General features: G+C 46.7%; 17 protein-coding genes. 13 read left to right on the forward strand and 4 right to left on the reverse strand.

What is annotated here, in order from left to right; genetic code table 11:
- The first annotated feature begins 166 nt into the window (after positions 1–166).
- Positions 167–880, forward strand: a complete 714-nt coding sequence (locus tag QGP82_RS21015) for a DNA helicase (protein WP_499060884.1) — start codon at positions 167–169, stop codon at positions 878–880.
- A gap of 191 nt (positions 881–1,071) precedes the next feature.
- On the opposite strand, the gene QGP82_RS21020 is transcribed toward QGP82_RS21015, so the two are convergent.
- The 4 genes from QGP82_RS21020 to QGP82_RS21035 all read right to left on the reverse strand — a co-directional run bounded on the left by QGP82_RS21020 (position 1,072) and on the right by QGP82_RS21035 (position 3,619).
- A complete protein-coding gene (locus QGP82_RS21020) occupies positions 1,072–1,668 on the reverse strand; it encodes a hypothetical protein (protein ID WP_499060885.1) in 597 nt (198 codons plus the stop codon).
- Between the two features lie 297 nt (positions 1,669–1,965).
- Positions 1,966–2,097 carry a heavy-metal-associated domain-containing protein gene (locus QGP82_RS21025; RefSeq protein ID WP_499060929.1) on the reverse strand — a complete coding sequence of 44 codons (132 nt, stop codon included), beginning with the start codon at positions 2,095–2,097 and terminating at the stop codon, positions 1,966–1,968.
- Positions 2,098–2,503: 406 nt separating this feature from the next.
- Positions 2,504–2,839 carry a cupin domain-containing protein gene (locus QGP82_RS21030; protein WP_499060886.1) on the reverse strand — a complete coding sequence of 112 codons (336 nt, stop codon included), beginning with the start codon at positions 2,837–2,839 and terminating at the stop codon, positions 2,504–2,506.
- 3 nt (positions 2,840–2,842) lie between these two features.
- Complete coding sequence (locus QGP82_RS21035; RefSeq protein WP_499060887.1) at positions 2,843–3,619, reverse strand: SAM-dependent methyltransferase; 777 nt, start codon at positions 3,617–3,619, stop codon at positions 2,843–2,845.
- A 1,019-nt stretch (positions 3,620–4,638) separates the two neighbouring features.
- Between QGP82_RS21035 and QGP82_RS21040 the strand changes: the two genes are divergently transcribed.
- The 12 genes from QGP82_RS21040 to QGP82_RS21095 all read left to right on the forward strand — a co-directional run bounded on the left by QGP82_RS21040 (position 4,639) and on the right by QGP82_RS21095 (position 20,044).
- On the forward strand, positions 4,639–5,118 hold the full coding sequence (locus QGP82_RS21040; protein WP_499060888.1) for a DoxX family protein: 480 nt from the start codon (positions 4,639–4,641) through the stop codon (positions 5,116–5,118).
- Between the two features lie 13 nt (positions 5,119–5,131).
- Positions 5,132–5,440, forward strand: a complete 309-nt coding sequence (locus tag QGP82_RS21045) for a hypothetical protein (protein ID WP_499060889.1) — start codon at positions 5,132–5,134, stop codon at positions 5,438–5,440.
- 656 nt (positions 5,441–6,096) lie between these two features.
- A complete protein-coding gene (locus QGP82_RS21050; protein WP_499060890.1) occupies positions 6,097–6,402 on the forward strand; it encodes a hypothetical protein in 306 nt (101 codons plus the stop codon).
- 22 nt (positions 6,403–6,424) lie between these two features.
- Positions 6,425–7,174: an AraC family transcriptional regulator gene (locus tag QGP82_RS21055; protein WP_499060891.1), complete on the forward strand. Its 750-nt coding sequence runs from the start codon at positions 6,425–6,427 to the stop codon at positions 7,172–7,174.
- Entirely contained in the window at positions 7,171–9,081 is a 1,911-nt protein-coding gene (locus tag QGP82_RS21060; protein WP_499060892.1) for a TonB-dependent siderophore receptor, read from the forward strand. The genes QGP82_RS21055 and QGP82_RS21060 overlap by 4 nt, the downstream gene beginning before the upstream one ends.
- A gap of 83 nt (positions 9,082–9,164) precedes the next feature.
- Positions 9,165–10,172 (forward strand): helix-turn-helix transcriptional regulator, encoded by a 1,008-nt coding sequence (locus QGP82_RS21065; RefSeq protein ID WP_499060893.1) that lies wholly within the window; start codon positions 9,165–9,167, stop codon positions 10,170–10,172.
- 139 nt (positions 10,173–10,311) lie between these two features.
- Entirely contained in the window at positions 10,312–12,789 is a 2,478-nt protein-coding gene (locus tag QGP82_RS21070) for a TonB-dependent siderophore receptor (RefSeq protein WP_499060894.1), read from the forward strand.
- 108 nt (positions 12,790–12,897) lie between these two features.
- Positions 12,898–13,911, forward strand: coding sequence for an ABC transporter substrate-binding protein (locus QGP82_RS21075; protein ID WP_499060895.1), 1,014 nt, complete (start codon positions 12,898–12,900; stop codon positions 13,909–13,911).
- Between the two features lie 98 nt (positions 13,912–14,009).
- Positions 14,010–14,996 carry a ferredoxin family protein gene (locus tag QGP82_RS21080; RefSeq protein ID WP_499060896.1) on the forward strand — a complete coding sequence of 329 codons (987 nt, stop codon included), beginning with the start codon at positions 14,010–14,012 and terminating at the stop codon, positions 14,994–14,996.
- A gap of 177 nt (positions 14,997–15,173) precedes the next feature.
- Positions 15,174–16,196: a helix-turn-helix transcriptional regulator gene (locus tag QGP82_RS21085; protein ID WP_499060897.1), complete on the forward strand. Its 1,023-nt coding sequence runs from the start codon at positions 15,174–15,176 to the stop codon at positions 16,194–16,196.
- 146 nt (positions 16,197–16,342) lie between these two features.
- Positions 16,343–18,877, forward strand: a complete 2,535-nt coding sequence (locus tag QGP82_RS21090) for a TonB-dependent siderophore receptor (protein WP_499060898.1) — start codon at positions 16,343–16,345, stop codon at positions 18,875–18,877.
- Between the two features lie 108 nt (positions 18,878–18,985).
- Positions 18,986–20,044 carry an ABC transporter substrate-binding protein gene (locus tag QGP82_RS21095; RefSeq protein ID WP_499060899.1) on the forward strand — a complete coding sequence of 353 codons (1,059 nt, stop codon included), beginning with the start codon at positions 18,986–18,988 and terminating at the stop codon, positions 20,042–20,044.
- Positions 20,045–20,048 lie beyond the last annotated feature (4 nt).

A 20,048-nucleotide genomic window follows, 5' to 3' on the forward strand; every position in this document is an offset into this window, starting at 1 on the left:
CTCTAAAACAGCCCCCATGAACAGATTTTGTCCGTTTGGAACCCTTCAACATCTAAAAAAAGGGGAGGATAACAGTCTCAGATGAGACTCGATTTTTCAGAAGCCTAATAAATAGAGGTGCCCATAAGGAGGGATTGTGATATGCGATCGCAATGGAAAGTTTTTAATGAAACTGTCTGCACCTATTTATCGCCTAAAACGCCAAGCCAGAATTCTGTCGCGTAAAGAAGGCATCCCACTACATAAAGCACTGGACAACATTGCTGCCAAAGAAGGCTTTTCTAGCTGGAGTCTACTGGCAGCTCACATGTCTGCCGCTTCACCAGCAAAAACGTTACTGGCACAATTTTCCCCTGGCGACCTGATACTTTTGGGAGCACGTCCCGGTCATGGCAAAACACAATTGAGTCTCGAACTCACGGTTGAAGCCATGAAGTCAGGTCGTCAGGGCGTTTTCTTTTCGCTGGAGTATAGCCTGACTAACATTCTCGATTTATTCCAAGGAATTGGAGAAGACCCAACAGTCTTTCGCGATTCTTTTGAGTTTGACACATCAGACAACATTAGTGCCGAATACATTATGGACCAACTCGCCAATTTTCCTGCTGGTACGGTAGTGGTTATCGATTATCTACAGCTGTTAGATCAAAAGCGGAAAAATCCTGAGCTTATGGGGCAAGTCCGTGCGCTGAGAATATTTGCAAGTCAACGTGGTCTAATCATGGTGTTTCTCTCGCAGATCGATCGCTCTTTCAATCCATTAGCCGAACATTGTCCAGGTCTTGAGCACGTTCGACTGCCCAATCCATTGGAGCTTCGACTCTTTAATAAAGCCTGTTTTATCCATAATGGCGAGTTAGCCTTTTCAACAACACAATAAATAGCAACGATTGACGTGGTTTTTTCTAATAGGTTGGCCTAGCCCAAATACCTCAAAGGGCTCGTCCGACTGAACGCCGTTGCTGGTCTAGGGGAAGTACTACTCAATTAAAAGTATTCCACCCATGTATTAAATAGATATAGTAACCATCCTGAAGGCAGCAACGGCGTTTAAACTGTTGAAAATTAGATTTATTCACCCGCCAATGTAGTTTGGGAAGTGTATACCGTTTTCCAAGCGTTAACAGTGCTTTCTCCAATCTTACTGTCAATCGCTTCTCCACTTTCTGCAACCAGTCGGATATCAATTGTTGTCTCTGGTGCGTTTTGTAGGGCTTGAGCTAACTCATTATCGACTGGGAACGTATTATTTTGTCCAGAAATCTCAAATACACTGTCATCAACTTTGATGAACAGTTGGATGATGTTTCTGGCGTTACTGAATTCTGAACAACTCAAATCTGGAGAGACCCGAAATGACCCGCTTAAACAGTCGCGATCTCGAATAATCGACAGCACTCGAATAAAATCACGACTCCAAAGGCTTTGCACCTCAATGCGAGCGGTTGTATTCAAAAAGCGATCACTAAAGGAATGCCGGTCAAATACCCCAATAAAGCTACCCTCAAACGGATCGTCAATTTGCACCGGCTCCGACCAGGGTAAATTACGGTGAGTACCCAATGTGGCAGAGTCAACAACATCCAGCTCAGCAGCATTGGCGAAGGTAGTACCGGCTGACCAGATACTAACGAGTAGTCCCAAACTAAGTGCCAAACGCCTAATCATCAGAGGATTGCTTCATGAGCCTTTATCTCGACGATAGCACAAGGGATTAGAAATAAACGAGAGGTTAACGTTTCCTTTCCGGTAGCAGCCGTAACTTAACTATTTGTAGCTTTCCTGCGTTGAAATCTGTAGATTTTTCTACGGAAACACTCCTGGTCTGGACGTGGATAAAGTTTAACTAGAAAGTCCAATCACTTAACACTTTCCCAGCGTGTTTTAGCTTAAAGAGCAGTAGCTCTGTAACCAGTCGGTTTTAGAGCATCTATCAGTACATCACTGGTTATCGCTGCTTTTTCATCAATCGAAACAGTAATCGTTGTTTTTACCAAAATGTACTCTTATGTTTAAAACGCCATCTATCTGTTGTAAAGCCTGTTTTACTGTTGGAACGCACATCTGACAATGGAGATCCTCACATTTCAGTGTGATTTCGTTAGCTGACTGTTTTTTTTAAACAATTTCATTCTTCCCCCTCATAAGCATAAGGCTAAAGCTCACCAATGTCGCTTATCGACTCCGGTGCAACACGTCGTCGGGCTATTTTTCTATTTTAATAGTGGCCCCGCACTGCTCATACACTGTGAATTCTAGTCGCTCATGTAAACACTTAGCAAGATTATCCTGAAACGTTGTCAGATGCATTACTGAATATCGATATTTAGCCAGGAAATCTTCCAGAATCTTTGTGAGCATGTTGCTGCCGTTACCATCCCGACACACTGGTCAAAAAAACACTCCCAGCATGACATATACGCCATGCCCTGGGGATACTGTAGAACGATATCACTGTTGTTTATTATGAATGGGAGATTCTGTTGAGAGAGTTTTCATAGTACTAACCTACAGCAGACAATGTGAGCATAAACGCGAGATTGGAAGAGGCCTCTAGAGCATGGGGTGCGTTAGCCGTCATGAAGATAAACACACCTGGTGCTAGCGGAATGGTCTCACCGTTTAACGTTAACGATCCTGTCCCCTCTAATACTTGAACCGTGGCATTGCGCGTAGCAGTGTGTTCTGAAATTTCAGTATCCGCTGCCAGGCAAAACAAACTGTACTGGCATAGCTCATTTTTCCAAAGCACCTTGCTGAGTATCCCCGACTCAGGATATTCAAAATGGTCTTTAAGTTGAACAAAAGCGGTATCAGCGGAAATCAGAGTAATGGACATGGTTTACCCCTCCTTTCTGGCGCAAAGCACGACATAGCCCAAGTCACTGCTGTGACGGATAAAGGTTTCTCGCATGGAGAGAATGCGCTGACGGAGAACCGGACGGGTGAGCATATTCCAACCAATGGTTAGCAGTGTGGCTAATCCTTCTTCCTGGGCAATCTGGCGAGGGCTCAGCAGTGTCATGGGACCAGTGTCATATTTTTCCACAGTCAGCCCTGCCGTTTGACAAGCAGTAATCCAACCTTCTGTAGATAAGGGGGACGCATTAACCCGAATAGTAGTTGACAGATCCCGATGGATGGCATCAGTAGCGGTACCGCTTACCCGCAGTTCCTGACTGAGAAATTGGCCGTTGGCTTTGAGGCGATCGCAAATACCCGCCAAAATTTTGGCCTTGCCCCCAGCCGACTGCATGGTCAAAATAGCCTCTGCTAGCACATAATCAAACTGTTCTGTAACCTGTTCCAGGTGAAAAATATCCCCTTCCATAATGCTGACCTGGCCCTGCAAACCAGCTGCTACCACCTTTGCTTGGGCGCGAGCTACGCTGTCTGGGTTTTTCTCAATCCCCACCACCCGCACTCCATAGCGCTGAGCCAGGGAAATTGCACTGTAACCAAAGCTGGCGGCTAATTCCAGGATGGTTTCACCGGGCTTAAAGTCAGCCCAGGCAAAGAGTTGTTCAGTAGCCGTATATCCTCCTGGACGCAGGGCTTGCTTACCAGCTGCTGCTAAGACCTGATGCCCTGGGGCGGTTTTAAGGTTAATCTGAGCCATAACCGTTACCTGATGACAATAGTTTGAGTTTGTCAAAGAATCCTAGTTTGTTCTATGAGATAGCTCATAAAACAGAGCGCTCAATAAACTCCAGCTGTTGAAAATGATGGCAAACCCTCTTAATATCAATAACTATTCTCATTCTTTCCCAGCCAGCCCCCTCTTCGACTCCGCTTAGGAGACGCTTACAATGGCGAGTAGTCTGCCAACGTTAACTTTACACTCCATTAGTTGATTTCAAAATCGATAACATCGCTAGCAGCGACTAAAAAATCCATGGTTGAAATAAAAAGTCTATTTCAACCATGGATAATCGAGTGAATGTAATAGATAAATTCTGAAGAACCAAAAGTCTCATCTAGCATGCGCCCTATCTGAAACCTTTGACTATAAATAGCAATCAAAACTTAACTATCACTGATGCAATTATACATGCTTTATTGAGAATTAATCCTAATACATCTAAATTGCTGACTACAGCATTCAATCCTGGTTTGACGAATAATAGGGCTCTAGCTTTAGGAGCGTTCAACAACATATGTCGTTTTATTCCGATAGTGTTGAGGAAACTCCACACCATTGATTAGAGGCATTTCCTGGCGACATCGTAAACACATCCAATAGATACCCGCCGCACGAACATGACGCAGTAAATTTCCAGAGCAACAAGGACATGAACTCATGAGCGTTATCTCTGCTTAATAGCATAAATTCTCAATAATATTAGCGCACTCCCGCTGAAGTGACCTATTTTTGAGTTCGGTATCCGCGGGGACTATTTAACCCGTCGTCGTCTGCGGCACGTGTAAATTCATCCGCAAGTCAATAGTGGTGCGGCACAGCTAATCATAAATCACTCTCCACCACTGCCGCTGACCATAATCTACTAGCGCACTGTGGACAGGCAAGCTATGAACAGGCTAGTAATTTTTAATCCAAGGCTTGACTATTGAGAAAATATTGCAATAATACAATAATAGAATTGTGTTCTCCTGCCAGCACTCTTACCCTATAGTTTTATGGCTTCTCCTCAGGCAACTCCAAAAGTATCCACAGTCCCATCGCTGCTTCAAGTATTGTTGGCATCAAATACTTCTAACAGTAGTTTATTTCAAGTCTTCTGGCTCGTTGCCAGACTTGCTGCTGGGGGATTAATGATTCATAACGGTCTAGACAAACTCGCTGATATTCAAGGATTTGCCGATAATGTTGTCAGCTATATTGGTCTGCCCTATCCGGTATTTTTTACCTATTGTGCCGCCTACATTGAGGTGGTTAGTGCTGTGCTGATTATGTTAGGCCTGCTGTCACGCCCTAACGCTTTGGCGCTTTTAGCAACAATGGGGGTTGCCATATTTTTTCATATTAAAGGTAACGGGCTGAAGGTCACTCCATTAGAAACAGCATCATTATATGCAACGTTCTATACGTTCTTTTTAGTCAATGGTCCAGGACAGTGGTCGCTAGATGAATTGATTGCAAAAAAAATCAGAAGCTGATTTTTTCTCGACTATGGAACATGAACTGATCTCCACTACATTTCTACTTATTGCAATTGTGCTAGGACCGTTATTTCTACTCGGCATTATGGTCTGGTTTACCGTCAATACTGCCATGCACATAGCCCACTGGCTATGGCGTGCTTATCAGCTGAAGACGACTCCCTGCGGTCATTGTCTTTATTATACTGGTTGTAAAGAGTTAGCCTGTGCGGTGAATCCCCATGATGCGCTGACAAAAAGAGCTAGAGACTGTAAAGACTTTGCCTTAGGGGAAATGGCAACGTATGTTTCTAGAAAACAATCTAAGATTACTCATTAACTCAGTTCGATATTCACTTACGCCACCAGAATGTATTCATCCCAGCCGGAAACCTCTATATACAACTTTTGTTGCAATTTTTGGCTAAACGTTGTGGCTCTTATATAGATGCTGCAGTCAAAACAACAGATGTAAACAACAATGGTTTACAAACAATCCTAACAATAACAACACACATGAAGACCTAACAAGTACCCTTTATCAATGAGAAATATGGCATCAATGCCATAACCAAGTCTGGCAGTTGGATTAGCCTTGACTAGTGGTTGGCTATTTGGCATGCGCACTTCATCGCGTCACCCCAATTGCAACTGGAATTCATAATGGGTCGGCCATCGCCGCTGGATTAAATAGCCTTAGGCTCCTATTGCATCATCAGCTCAATCCTCAGTCAATGGCGAGTTAGAGAAATTTACATCGGTTTTAACCGATATGGAGTACAACTAAAAGCAGGGTATCTAGTTGAGAATTTTAGTCATTAACTAACCTGATGTTGCTGATTAGCAACGGGATTTAATCCTAAGAGTTCTATCCAAGAGCATTTACTCTTAGATAGAGAGATTGATCCTATAAATCAGCTAAATCAGCAGCGGCATTTCAATTCGGGCCCGTCGTCATCTAAAAGCAATCAGTCAAGAGCGGTCAAGGTGAATTTTATGTCTCTTATTCATTTAGAAAAGTCAGTCATTACCTTTCACTTTCGCGAACTTTTAGAAGATGGACATGCCGGCAATCAGCTATCTTTGCTGGGCCTGGGTGTGGTGTTATTAGGGCCAAAGTTATTGCCAGCAATTGCAAAAGCATCACGACCAGTCGCTAAGCAGCTTGTTAAAAGTAGCTACTCCTATCGCCCCAAGATCACGCTGAGTGAATGGGTAAATCAATCTAGACGGACCTCTGTACAGCAAGCAGTTGAGCAGCAAGCTCTCAGTATATCCCAGTATGCACAGCGTATAAAGTAGCCTAATTGATTTTTGAGCAAGCATGGCCCTTGAGCTAACCGAGACCGACTTTTTTAATCTGATGATGCACGCCCATGAACAAGATGGGCACATTTATCAACCGCTGGCTCTCGGCCATCAGGTTCAGCTACCACCGCAAATCGGTCAAGGAAACAATTGCATTCTGGAGTTAAGGGGAGGGTTGACAATTGAAATTCGTAAGGCGCAATTGCAGCAACCCATGGCACTCAAAAGATCCCATGGCGATTCTTTCCCCATTACCGCCAAGTTCTACTTAGCAGGTGGCTCTAGAGTCAAGACGCCTCAGGTGCCGGGGATTGCAGCAGACTATGAAGAAATCGCCGGACATAACTATCTCTATCATTTACCCGATTTAACTGAAACCGAAGAATGGTGCTCAAATCAACCGATTCAGATGGTGATGGTCAGTGCCAGTATGGACTATTTCCAGGGACTCACCCTAGCAGGAGACGGCTTGCCCCGGCCAATACAGCAGATGCTGCAGGATACCCAACGATTTCACCAATCACTGGGAAAAACCACCCCGGCCATGACCCAGGTTTTGCAGCAAATTCTTTACTGCCCCTATCAAGGTTCGGCCCAGCAGCTGTACCTGGAAAGTAAAGCCATGGAGCTATTTTCCCTGCAGATAGCTCAGCTGGAAGCAAACGCGGCTACACCAAAACCCATCACATTGAAACCCAGCGATGTAGAACGGGTGCAATGCGCCCAGGCAATTTTGGCACAACACCTATGTGATCCCCCCAGGTGATCCCGCGCCAGGTGATCGAAGACCAGCAGGCCACCAGCATTGAGGACGTACTCAATAACGCAGCCAGTGTCACCTTTTTAGGTAATGTTGACAGCCAGGGCCTTAATTTTGCCGTGCGTGGCTTTGATGATGCGCCCTTGTTGCGAGATGGGTTTCGGCTACTGGGATTCGCTGGTAGTGGGGGGGCAACCACACCAGAAGTCGCGAATTTAGAGCGGGTTGAAGTGCTCAAAGGACCTGCCTCTGTTTTATATGGTCAAGCAGAACCAGGTGGTTTGATTAATCTAGTCTCCAAGCAACCGCTGTCGGAACCTTATTACAATCTACAGCTGCAGGGCGGCAATCGAGAGATTAGCCCGAGTGTTGATCTCTCAGGCCCCCTGAGCGAAGACGGTCGTGTGCTCTATCGCTTAAATGCCCTTTACCGTCATGAAGATAGCGTTCGTGACTATGACAGCAATTTTGATCGTTTCTTTGTTGCACCCACAGTGAGCTGGGCCATTAGCGATCGCACCGACCTCAGCCTCAATCTGGAGTACATTGACGACAAAGATCCGGCTGATTTTGGCACGGTGCTATCAGGAGATGGAGATACCATTATCCCGGATGACCGAGTGACCAACAATCCCGATGATACCATCGCCAAAGAGTACCTAAGCCTAGGCTACACATTTGAACATCGCTTTAGCGACAACTGGCAGTTACGCAATCGGTTTAGCTTTATTTCCGATGAATTTGACTATAGCGTCATTGACCTACCCTTCTTTTTTGACGACACTACCGGTACGCTGAGTCGAGGATTTGTCGATCGCGATAGTGACGACGATGTTTACGCCCTCTATACCAACCTGCAAGGCGAGTTTAACACTGGCTCTGTTGAGCATACCCTGCTGTTTGGCGTTGATGTCTCCCGTACCGAAGGGTTGAGTATCACCCGATTTTCGCCAACGCCTGAATTTACAACGTTTCTCGATGTTTTCAACCCAGACTACAGTACGCCAGAGCCGGACTCCGAGAGTATTCCCATTGCCTTTGGCAGTGATATTAAAACCAATCGCCTAGGCATTTATGTGCAGGATCAAATTGACCTGTTAGACAATCTTATCCTGGCTGCCGGATTGCGCTACGACACCGTTGACCAAGAGACAACGAATGTCTTGACCGACATAGAAACTGACCAGTTTGACGATGCCATTACCCCTCGCATTGGTATTGTCTATCAGCCAATAGAGCCAGTTTCTCTCTATGCCAACTATGCCCAGGCGTTTAACCCCAATACCGGTACCGATGCCCAAGGTCAGGCATTTGACTCTCAAGAAGGTGAAGGCTTTGAAATGGGTGTGAGGGCAGAACTGATTGAAAATAGGTTAGCGGCCACACTTGCCTATTTTAATATCACCAAAAGCAATGTGTTAGTAGCCGATCCGGATGTAGCATTTGCCTTTATCTCTACAGGAAAACAGCGGAGTCGAGGCATTGACTTTGACATAACTGGTGAGATTTTACCGGGTTGGAATATTGTTGCCTCCTACGCCTACATTGACGCTGAAATCACAGAAGATACAACTGATATTGTGGGCAACCGCTTGATCGGCATTCCAGAGCATAGCGCCAGCCTGTGGACGACCTATCAGATTCAGTCAGGCGATTTAGAAGGATTGGGATTTGGTCTGGGCTTTAACTTTGTCGATGAACGCCAGGGAGATTTAGCCAATAACTTTGCAGCCGATAGCTATTTCACGACCAATGCGGCGGTATTCTATCGCCAAGACAATTGGCGACTAGGGTTAAATATCGATAATCTCTTTGACATAAACTACATTGAATCCGTCGATGGGTTTAATTTTAGACAGGTGATGCCTGGCGATCCGCTGACGGTCAGAGCGTCTGTTGCTTACACATTTTGACCAAACGCTCATGGCGTTTGATTCCACAGGCTCAAGCAGGGACGTCCTGCTATCCTAATAGGAATCAATCCTTTTAGGATAGCATGGCACTTGAGCTGACCGATATCGACCTACATGACCTGATGGTGGAGGCCAACGAGCAGGGTGAACCGATCTATAAGCCGACCGATCTGGGCTATCAGCTCAACATGCCTCAACAAATAGGCCAAGGAGACAGCTGTATCGTTAAGTTACGAGGAGGATTGATTCTTGAAACTCGTAACATTCATTTTCACCAATCCCTAGCGCTTAACAAGCGGCATGAGCATAGGTTTCCAATCGTCGCAAACTTTCACCTATCTGGGGGCTCTAGAGTGAAAACACCCCATGTGCCAGGGGTGAAAGCAGACTATGAAGAACTCGCCGGACACAGCTATCTCTATCATTTACCTGACCTCACAGAAACCGAAGAATGGCCGTCAGATCGGCCAATTCAGATGGTGACGATTAGTGCCTGTGTAGAGTACTTTAGGGGATTTAGTGTCACGGGTGATGCATTGCCCCGTCCTTTAGCGCACATAATGCGGGATACAAACCGATTTCATCAATCTTTGGGCAAAATCACTCCGGCTATGGCCCAGGTGCTGCAGCAAATTATCCATTGTCCTTATCAAGGCTCAGCTCAGCATTTATATCTAGAAAGTAAGGCGCTGGAACTATTGGCTCAGCAGTTTGCCTGTTTGGAAGAGGACGTGCCTGCCCCCAAGTCCCGCGAGTTAAAAGCCAGTGATTTAGAGCGAGTGCAGTACGCTCGGGAGATTTTGGTAAAGCGGCTGTGCGATCCGCTCTCCCTGACAGACCTGGCCCGTCAGGCAGGGTTAAATGAATGTACTCTCAAGCGTGGGTTTCGTCAGCTGTTTGGGACCACGGTGTTTGGCTACCTGCGGAACTGCCGGATGCAGCAGGCGCAAACGCTACTGCAGTCTCCTTATATGACCATTGCTCAGGTGGCTCGTCAGGTAGGGTACCGTAACCCGGAAGCGTTTAGCACAGCGTTTCGACGTCAGTTTGCTATTAACCCAAAGGCGTATCAATTACAACATCGACGATAAGTAATTTTTCCGGCTCACAAAGAAATTTTTCCGGCTCGCAAAGGTGGAGATCGCTTTTAGCTCCTATCATGCTGTCACCTAACTAATAAGAATTAATTTCAATAGTTAGGGCAACGGATATGTGGGTGAGTAGAGCGTGATGAAATTAGTTTATGGGGCATTGCTAACAGCAGGTGCGATCGCATTAGCCGCACAGCCTGGAACAGCGGAGAGCATTCTATCAGGGCAGACGATACAGATGGCCCAGACAGGTGTAGTCGAGATTACCAATATTCAGATTAATGAAGTAACTGAAGGTCTAACACTACAGCTCGAAACCAGCGATGAACTGGCGGATCCCGAAACCTATACTATCGACAACACGCTATTTGCCGACATCTCCAATACAGTGTTGTCTAGTGGAGAAGACTTTATCGTCAGTGATCCCAGCAATGGAATCACTCTAGTCAGTGTGACGGCGCTATCTAATAATCAAGTACGCATTGCCATTACAGGACTAGATGCACCGCCTGTGGTTGATCTCAGTATTGGGGTTTCTGGACTGACGGCTGAGATCGTAACCCCAGGCACCCCCACGGCTCAATCAGCCCAAACTCCAGAAAATGACTCACTGCGGATTGTCGTCACTGGAGAAGATACAGACGACGATTATTTAGTGCCTACTGCCAACAGTGCCACCCGCACTAATACGCGGGTGTTGGATATCCCCCAGGCGATTCAAGTGGTACCGCAACAGGTCCTGGAAGATCAGCAAATTCTACGGGTCGACGATGCCCTGCGTAATGTCAGCGGCGTGGCCGGGCAGTTGGATTCCTTTTCTAACAACGCCGCCCTTACCCTACGAGGCTTTACTGCCAACTCATTTACCAATCTTCCAATTTTGCGAGATGGCTTTCGGATTAATGACAACCTTAGTAGCCAAAACATTACTAACGTTGAGCGCATTGAAGTCATCAAAGGTCCCGCTTCAGTCCTGTATGGTCAAAACGATCCGGGCGGTATTATTAACCTTGTCACCAAGCGTCCCCTGCCCAATCCGTTCTATGAACTAGAAATTCAAGGGGGGAGCGAGGGGCTAATTCGCCCCAGCATTGATCTCACGGGGCCACTAACCCAAGATGGAGCCCTAGGATATCGCCTAAATGCGTCGTATCAGAGAGAAGATGGCTTTCGTGGGTTTGAAACAGAGACGGAGCGCTTTTTTATTGCCCCAGTTCTAAGCTGGGATATTAATGAGCGCACCAATTTCACCCTACTGTTGGAGTACCTTGATGAAGAGATTCCGTTTGATGTTGGATTTCCCGTCATCGGCACGGACGTCGTCGATGTGCCCCGCGATCGCATTCAGAACGCGCCCAATGATCGCATCCGCAGCGAGTCTCTTACCCTGGGCTATGATCTCACCCATCGATTTAGCGACAACTGGGTGCTTAACAACGGCTTTCGCTATGTCACCCAGGATTACAGCGTGCTTTCAACCCTGCCGTTAGGGTTTGATGAAACGACTGGAAACGTTACCCGCTTTTTTGCAGATCGAGACTATGACACTGATGACTATACGATTCAAACCAATGTAGTAGGCGACTTTAACACTGGCTCTATTCAACACACTTTGGTGGCTGGAGTCGATGCCAACTTCAATCGCTTTGATGAACCGTTTACCCGAGCAGACTTTTCTAATCCCGTCATATTAAATATCTTTAACCCTGTTTATGGGACGCCCCGATCGGATTTAAGTAATGTGGTGCCGCTTTCAACCAGTGATCAAAACGTCGATCGATATGGTGTCTTTTTGCAAGATCAAATCACCTTTAGTGAGCAACTTATTTTAGTTGGTAGCCTACGGTACGATAGCGTTGACTTTCGGGATTTAGAAACACCTAACAACAACCGTTACGATAAAGCGTGGAGCCCTAGAATTGGGCTCGTTTACCAACCCACTGAGGCCCTATCGTTTTACGCCAACTATGCTCAAGCTTTTGAGCCTAACTTTGGTCGCACTGTGAATGGTGAGCGCCTGGAACCAGAACGCTCAGAAGGATACGAGGTCGGAATCAAGACTGAACTTTTGGAGGGCAATCTGCTCGCCACCCTGGCCTACTTTGACATCACTAAGCAAAACATATCAACGGCGGACCCCAATAACGCTTTATTCACAACGGCAACGGGGGAACAGCGCAGTCAGGGCGTTGAGCTAGACATTGTTGGAGAGATTTTACCAGGGTTGAACATCATTGCTAACTACGCCTATATCGATGCCAAAATCACAGAAGACAACACCAACCCAGTCGGCAACCGATTACCCAACGCGCCGTACCACAGTGCCGGACTTTGGAGCACCTACGAAATCCAGCAGGGCGATCTGCAGGGATTAGGCGTTGGCTTGGGGGTCAACTATGTGGGCAATCGCGAGGGTGATCTGGCCAATACCTTTGAAGTAGAAGATTACTTTCTCACCAACGCTGCTCTATTTTACAAACGAGATAACTGGCGCTTTGGGCTAAACTTCAATAATCTGTTTGATGTGAACTACATCAGAGTCACAGATAACCGTTCTTTTGGTAATATCCCCGGTGCTCCTTTTTCGGTAGTGGGTTCAGTGTCAGTAACATTTTAATGAGCTGGCAGTATTTACTCAATCAAGATGCCATTCTAATCATTAGATGTCAGGGAACAAAAGCGCGTGAGATTTTTTGCATGGGGCAAGCGGCTGATAGTCATATCGTTGACTTCATGGGCTTTAGTTGCGTGTCAGACAAACACCCAGCAACTAGACAGCCAGTCTGAAACTAACTCTGAAGTCTCATCTGCTGAGTCAACAGACTGTCGCACCGTTCAACATGAGATGGGCGACACCGAGATTTGCGGACAGCCCCAAACTATTGTGGTGCTGGGTCCGTATTTGTTAGAACAGGTGCTAGCACTAGGGGCACAACCCGCTGGCTATGGCGATCATATTGCCTTTCACCAGGGTGATTACGACAACCCCAGCCAACAAATCCCCTATTTAGGCAACAAAGTAACCACTCAGCCAGTCAATGTCGGGTTAGCTTACCAACCCTCCATAGAAGCCATTGTCAAAGCCCAACCAGATCTAATTTTGGCCCCTGGCTTGGAGGCAACTCAGTACGAGCAGTTAACGACCATTGCACCCACACTCAGCTTAAATATCGTGGGTGGCAATACTAATCTAAGTGCTATTGGGCAAGCCTTGGGTCTGAGCGATCGCGCCGATGCACTTCTAGCCGAAACTAATACTCGCATTGAGCAGGCCAAAGCCCAGTTTGCCCCGGTGGTCAAAAACCATCCCCAGGTACTCATGCTCACCTCTGGGGATATGCAGGCATTCAACACGATTAGCCATACGAATAGTCGCTGTGGCGCTTTGGTGCAAGACCTGGGGTTTCAACCCGTTTATCTAGAAGACGTCGCAGCAGATGACCCCACCTCGGTGGCTGAAATATCCATAGAAGCATTGCCAGAGCTGGATGACGCTGATTCAATCCTACTGTTTGGTTATGATTGGGAGACATCTAGTCTGACCGATATGACCGCATTTGAGCAGCAGCAAACCCAAACATTGAAACAAGCTTGGGAGAAGAATGCGATCGCACAGTCCCTAACCGCCAGTAAAGCCGGACGGGTCTATTTTATCCCTGCCTATTTATGTCTGGGTCTACCTGGCCCCATCGGCACCGAGCTTTATCTAAACGAACTCCAAATCCAGCTACAACCTTAGAAAACAAAATTAATTAGGCTCGTACAGACGTTCCATGAAACGTCTCTCCAGCATTAATTTTTGAACCTTATCAAATCCTTCTCCCTTAGGTAGAACCTATGACCGCTCATTTAACCACAGACTGCAAATTTTGTTCTGTTGTCTCTAAAGAAAATGGCGAAGACCCCATCGGCAGCGCCACCCATACCGATAGTTGGTTAGTCATGGAACTACCACTGCCCTGGACAGAAGAACGATTCCATAGCGATCCGTTACTAAAGCCAATTCACGACTTATTTCACGATCTATTTGCCAAGGGGATTCAAGTATCCCCTATGGCCATTGCTCCTGACCGGGACTATTCTATTCCCGAACGCTCCCATGTGTTCTACTATCGTCGCCCCAGCCAACGTTTTTCTCAATTTGAGAGACAAACATTTGTAGTACCGACCACACAGATTACTGCGCTCGCCAAAGCACTGACCTATGAGCCGGAAAACCTACAGCAGTTTTTAACCTACCGACAGCCTGCTGATACTATCCGCGACATGATGATTTGTACCCACGGCAACATCGACATTGCCTGTGCTCGCTTTGGTCAACCCATCTACAAAAAGCTACGAGACAACTACGCCGCTTCATCTAACGGTCAATTACGAGTATGGCGCTGTTCTCACTTTGGTGGCCATCAGTTTGCCCCTACTCTAGTAGATTTTCCCACCGGACAGGTGTGGGGACATCTAGAAGAAGATATTCTAGAGACTTTGATCTGTCGTAATCAGTCGGTCAGTGAGCTACGTCGGTTTTATCGAGGCTGGTCGGGTGTGGACCGATATACACAAATGGTAGAACGTGAGATTTGGATGCAGCGGGGTTGGGAGTGGCTGCAATATCAGAGATCTGGTCAGATGGTGGACCAAGATCCCAATAACACAACGACTGACTGGGCCAGAGTCCGTCTAGAGTTTGTTGCCCCTGATGGGGGTACCGGAACCTATGAAGCAACGGTTGAGACCTGTGGTTCCATTATGACGGCCTACAACTCCGGAGAAGAGCCAACTTCAACTAAACAGTATCGAATTAGCCGGTTGGTGCAGGTTGCTTAAATTAAACAGTATTTTGCCTCAAAGCTAACGACACTAAGAGGGACCACTACTCAGGTGGCTGATCGGGATCGATAGCTTACGTTGGTAGCTACGATAAACACCTCGGCACAGCCAATTTTTCTGCTACGTTACTCTAATAGGAATCACTACCTATAACGTGTCCAAACTAACGTAAGTATGGCAATTAAGCTGACGTGTGATGATTTCCGAGAGATGGAATTACAGGCCCAGCAGCAGGGTGATCAGATTCAACAGCCGCTAGACCTGGGTGCTCGGATCAATTTGCCAGAGCAGATTGGCGTAGGGGGCGATTTCAACCTTCGACTACGCAACAAACTCACACTTACCATTCGTCACGCTCAGTTAAAGCATGCTGTGCAACATATCGCACAGCATGAATCGAACTTTCCTCTGGTAGCTAAGTTTTATCTATCCGGAGCATCTCGGATACGAACGCTAGATGCTACTGATATTGCCCCCGACTACGAGGAAATCAAGGGCCATCATTACCTTTACCACTTGCCCAACCACACTGAAGTTGAAGAATGGTCTACAGGCCCGGTTCAGGTTGTGTACATTTGCGCTGACCCCAGCTATTTCAGCACGTTTGATATAGGTAAAGCCGCAGTGTCACCATCATTACAAAAGCTTCTGGAAGGCGATAGAACCGAGCGGTTTCATCAGTCGTTAGGTGAAATAACACCAACCATTAAGCAACTGCTTCAGCAAATTTTGCACTGTCCTTACACCGGACTGATGCAACAGATTTATCTAGAAAGTAAAGCCTTAGAACTCTTTGCCGCCCAGTTCGCCCTCTGGACTGAGGGAGCCATGTCTGCCCCAGCGATTTTACTCTGCCCTCAAGACATTGAACAATTGCACCAAGCTAAAGAAATTCTGATTCAGCAGGCAACGCAACCCCCCTCTCTGACAGACTTAGCTCGGCAGGTCGGGCTAAATAACCGCAAGCTTAATCGGGGCTTCCGTCAGCTATTTGGCACTACCGTATTTGACTATCTTCAAAACCATCGGCTGCAACAAGCTAGGGAATTATTAAGCAATTCCAGACTCACGATCGCTGGTGTGGCCAGTGCCATCGGCTACAAAAGCCCGGAAGCGTTTAGCACCGCATTTCGGCGCAAGTTTGCAGTCAGTCCCAAAACCTATCAGCTAAGTCAGAGGTCCTGCTCGGACGGCTAAGAAAAATCAGTTTCGCGAAGAAAAAAGTCGGTTTCACGAAGAAAGTTATTGCGTTTGCCACGTATTATTTCCTTACCCAATTAATAAGAATAAATTGCATTAAGCAACATTAAGCTGGGTTTGAATAGTGCGTGAGCGAGACCGCAATGAAACAACTATGCATCACCGTCGTGTTAGGGGCCGTTGCTCTGAGCACAGTACAGCCTGCTGCGGCAATAGAACTGGATCAACGAGAAGGGTGGGTAGCGGCAAACTCTCTGAATGAGTTCGAACCTACAACAGTGATAGACCCGACTCCAGTCGCTCAGACTGACGTGATTGCTATTACCAACCTTCAGATTGAGGAAACAGATCAGGGGTTTACCCTACAGTTAGAAACCAGTAGCGAACTATCCGTTCCTCAATCCACTATCACCGGTGATGCTCTGATTGTTGATATCTCCAATGCCGTATTGCAGATAGACGATTTCTTAGTAGGCGATCCGGCAGCAGGAATTGCACTGGTCACGGTGACGAACCTACCTAATAATCGGGTACAGATTGTTATTACGGGTGCCGATGCGCCGCCTGATGTGGATATTATGGCTGATGTGGCTGGTCTGACGGTGAGTGCCACACCTGGTGATGCGGCAGCTCAGCCCTTAGAGGAGGATACACTTCGCATTGTGGTTACTGGGGAAGACGAAGATGACTATTTTGTCCCCGATGCCAACACGGCAACACGCACTGATACGCCCCTGCGCGATATACCCCAATCGATTCAGGTGATTCCGCGTCAGGTGATTGAAGACCAGCAGGCAATTGGATTAGAAGATGTGCTCGAAAACGCTGCTGGAGTAACGTTTCTAGGCAATGATGCCGGTCGCGGCCTCGGATTTAGTATTCGTGGATTTGATAACGTTCCAGTACTGCGGGATGGCTTTCTCCTCCCCGGTTTTATTGGCGATGCCGCCGAGCCAGAAGTGGCCAACCTGGAGCGTGTGGAAGTGTTGAGGGGGCCTGCCTCTGTTTTATATGGCCAAGCGGAACCAGGAGGCGTGGTCAATCTGGTTACCAAGCAACCGTTGTCGGAACCGTATTACAATCTTCAATTTCAGGCGGGCAATGGCGAATTTATCAATCCAAGTATTGACTTGTCGGGACCTCTAACCGAAGATGGTCGCTTACTCTATCGGTTAAATGCGCTATACCGACAGGAAGATGGTTTTCGCGATTACGACAACAACTTCGAGCGCTTCTTTATAGGACCAACGTTGACATGGTTGATTAGTAATCAGACCGATCTAACCATCAACCTAGAATATACTGAAGATAGGGAGCCTTTTGACCCTGGTATTATCCCTTTTGGAGACGGCATCGAACCGATTCCTTTAGATTTAGTATTTAATAATCCTGAGGACACAGCTGAACAAGATTATCTAAACGTCGGGTATGCTCTAGAGCATCGTTTCAGTGAAAATTGGCAACTGCGCAATCAGTTTCGTTTTACCTCTAGCACCTATGACGTCGACGTGGCTCCACTGCCGCTTTTTATAGATGAATCTACAGGGATTCTAACCCGCGCATTTACGTTTCAAGAAACTGAAGTAGATACTTACTCGCTTTACACCAACATCCAAGGCAAGTTCAATACAGGCTCTGTAGAGCATACGCTGTTGGCTGGAGTTGATTTGACTCGTTGGGAGCAAAGAGGTCTGTCAGGATTTGATTTTGGTGCTATATCTCTAATCGACTTATTTGATCCAGACTATCCGGATCCTTCATCATTTCCAGCAAAGGACAGCCTTCCCCTCTTTGCTCCTCTTAGCAATCCTATTCAAACAGATCAACTAGGGCTGTATCTACAAGACCAGATTGATATTCTAGACAATCTGATCGTAGTTGCAGGTCTGCGCTACAACACGGTCAGCCAAGAAACAACAGATCGTTTCACGGATGCCGTAACAGAGCAATATGATGATGCCCTAATTCCTAGAATTGGCGTTGTTTACCAGCCGATTGAACCAATTTCATTATACGCCAACTATTCTCGCTCATTTGTACCTAGTTCGGAAACTGATGTAGATGGCAATCCTCTAGAACCTGAAGAGGGCGAAGGATTCGAAATTGGAGTTAGAGGGGAAATCATCGAAAATCGTCTCGCAGCGACGTTAGCCTACTTTGATATCACCAAACAAAATGTGGCAACACCTGACCCAGACCCAAACAATCCCTTTTCCTCAGTTGCAACAGGAGAACAGCAGAGTCGAGGCATAGATTTTAATGTGACGGGTGAAATTTTACCAGGATGGAATGCAGTCGCGTCCTATGCTTACATTGATGCAGAAGTTACCGAAGACAATAACACTGACATTTTAGGAAACAGGCTATTTGGAGCTCCCGAACACAGTGCTAGTTTGTGGACAACTTATGAACTCCAGTCCGGAAACTTGCAGGGGCTAGGGTTTGGTTTGGGGCTCAATTTTGTCGGAGAGCAGCAGGGTGACTTAGACAACAGTTATCAGATAGACAGCTATTTTCTTGCCAATGCAGCCATCTTTTATCGGCAAAATGATTGGCAGACACAACTCAATATTGACAACATATTCGACGTTGATTACGCTCGAGCCTCTGGCCTTAGAAACGGAATTAATCGAGGTGAACCTCTAACGATTCGAGCCTCTGTGTCTTACACGTTCTGATGTCGTTAATTTGATGCCGTTGAATATTACTTTACTGCCAGATCATAGACAGAAGAATGGAGACAGAGAGCCTATTGAAGATATACACATGAGAGGTTGAATTTAACAATGTCAGGAATGTTAAAAGCTAGATCGCTGGCTTTGAGTTTGCTCATATCGGTTGCGATCGCATCTTGCCAAAGTCAAACACATCAAGCCCAGCCAGAGGCCGGTTCTCCTGCGTTGTCTGGTTCCCCTGACTGCAAGACGATTCAGCACGAGGCCGGGGAGACTGAAATTTGCGGTCAACCTCAGAGAATTGTCGTACTGGGACCCTATGTGCTGGAATTCTTGCTGGCTCTTGGGGAACAGCCGGTAGGGTTTGCCGACCACATGTCTGTATATCAAAAAGACTACAACAATCCGAGTCAGCAAATTCCATACTTAGGCCGTCAAGTTACTCAGCCAGTCGCCAATGTGGGCATAGCTTACAGCCCTTCTCTTGAGGCAATTATCAAGGCTCAACCAGACTTGATCTTGGGGACGAATTTTGCCAATGTGGCTCAGTATAATGAGTTGTCTAGCATTGCCCCTACGCTGCTAATTGAATGGAAAGATGTAGATCAAGGACTTAGAACGATTGCTCAGGCTGTTGACCGTGAGGAAGAGGCCACAACGCTAATGGCACAAACGGCTCAGCGGATTGCATCGGCCCGCAAGACGTTTGCACCCGTCGTTGAAGCCTATCCTGAAGTTCTACTGCTGAACTCATCGCAGCTAAAAGAGATTAGACTGGGCAACTCTGGACATGGGCTTTGTAGTTCTTTAATCGAGGCACTGGGATTCCAGTTGGTTTCACTGCCAGGTGTTGAACCGGACGAATCCGGTTTACTAGAGCCTATTTCCCTTGAGACGTTGCCACAGTTAAATGATGCAGACTCCATCATCTTGTTGGGCAGTAACTTTAACAACCTTCAAGGTGTTACTGATTTAGATCAGTTTGAAGAAAAACAGCTGTCAGATTTAGAACAAGCCTGGCGTGAGAATGCGATCGCACAGTCCCTCAATGCCAGCAAAGCCGGACGAGTTTATTTTATCCCGGCTTATCTGTGCTTAGGTTTGCCCGGCCCTATCGGCACCAAGCTATATCTCGAAGAACTCAAAGAACAACTACTCACACCAAACTAGCGGA

It is taken from the genome of Leptothoe sp. LEGE 181152 (genome assembly GCF_032906605.1).
GTDB classification, from domain to species: Bacteria; Cyanobacteriota; Cyanobacteriia; order Phormidesmidales; family Phormidesmidaceae; genus Leptothoe; species Leptothoe turfae.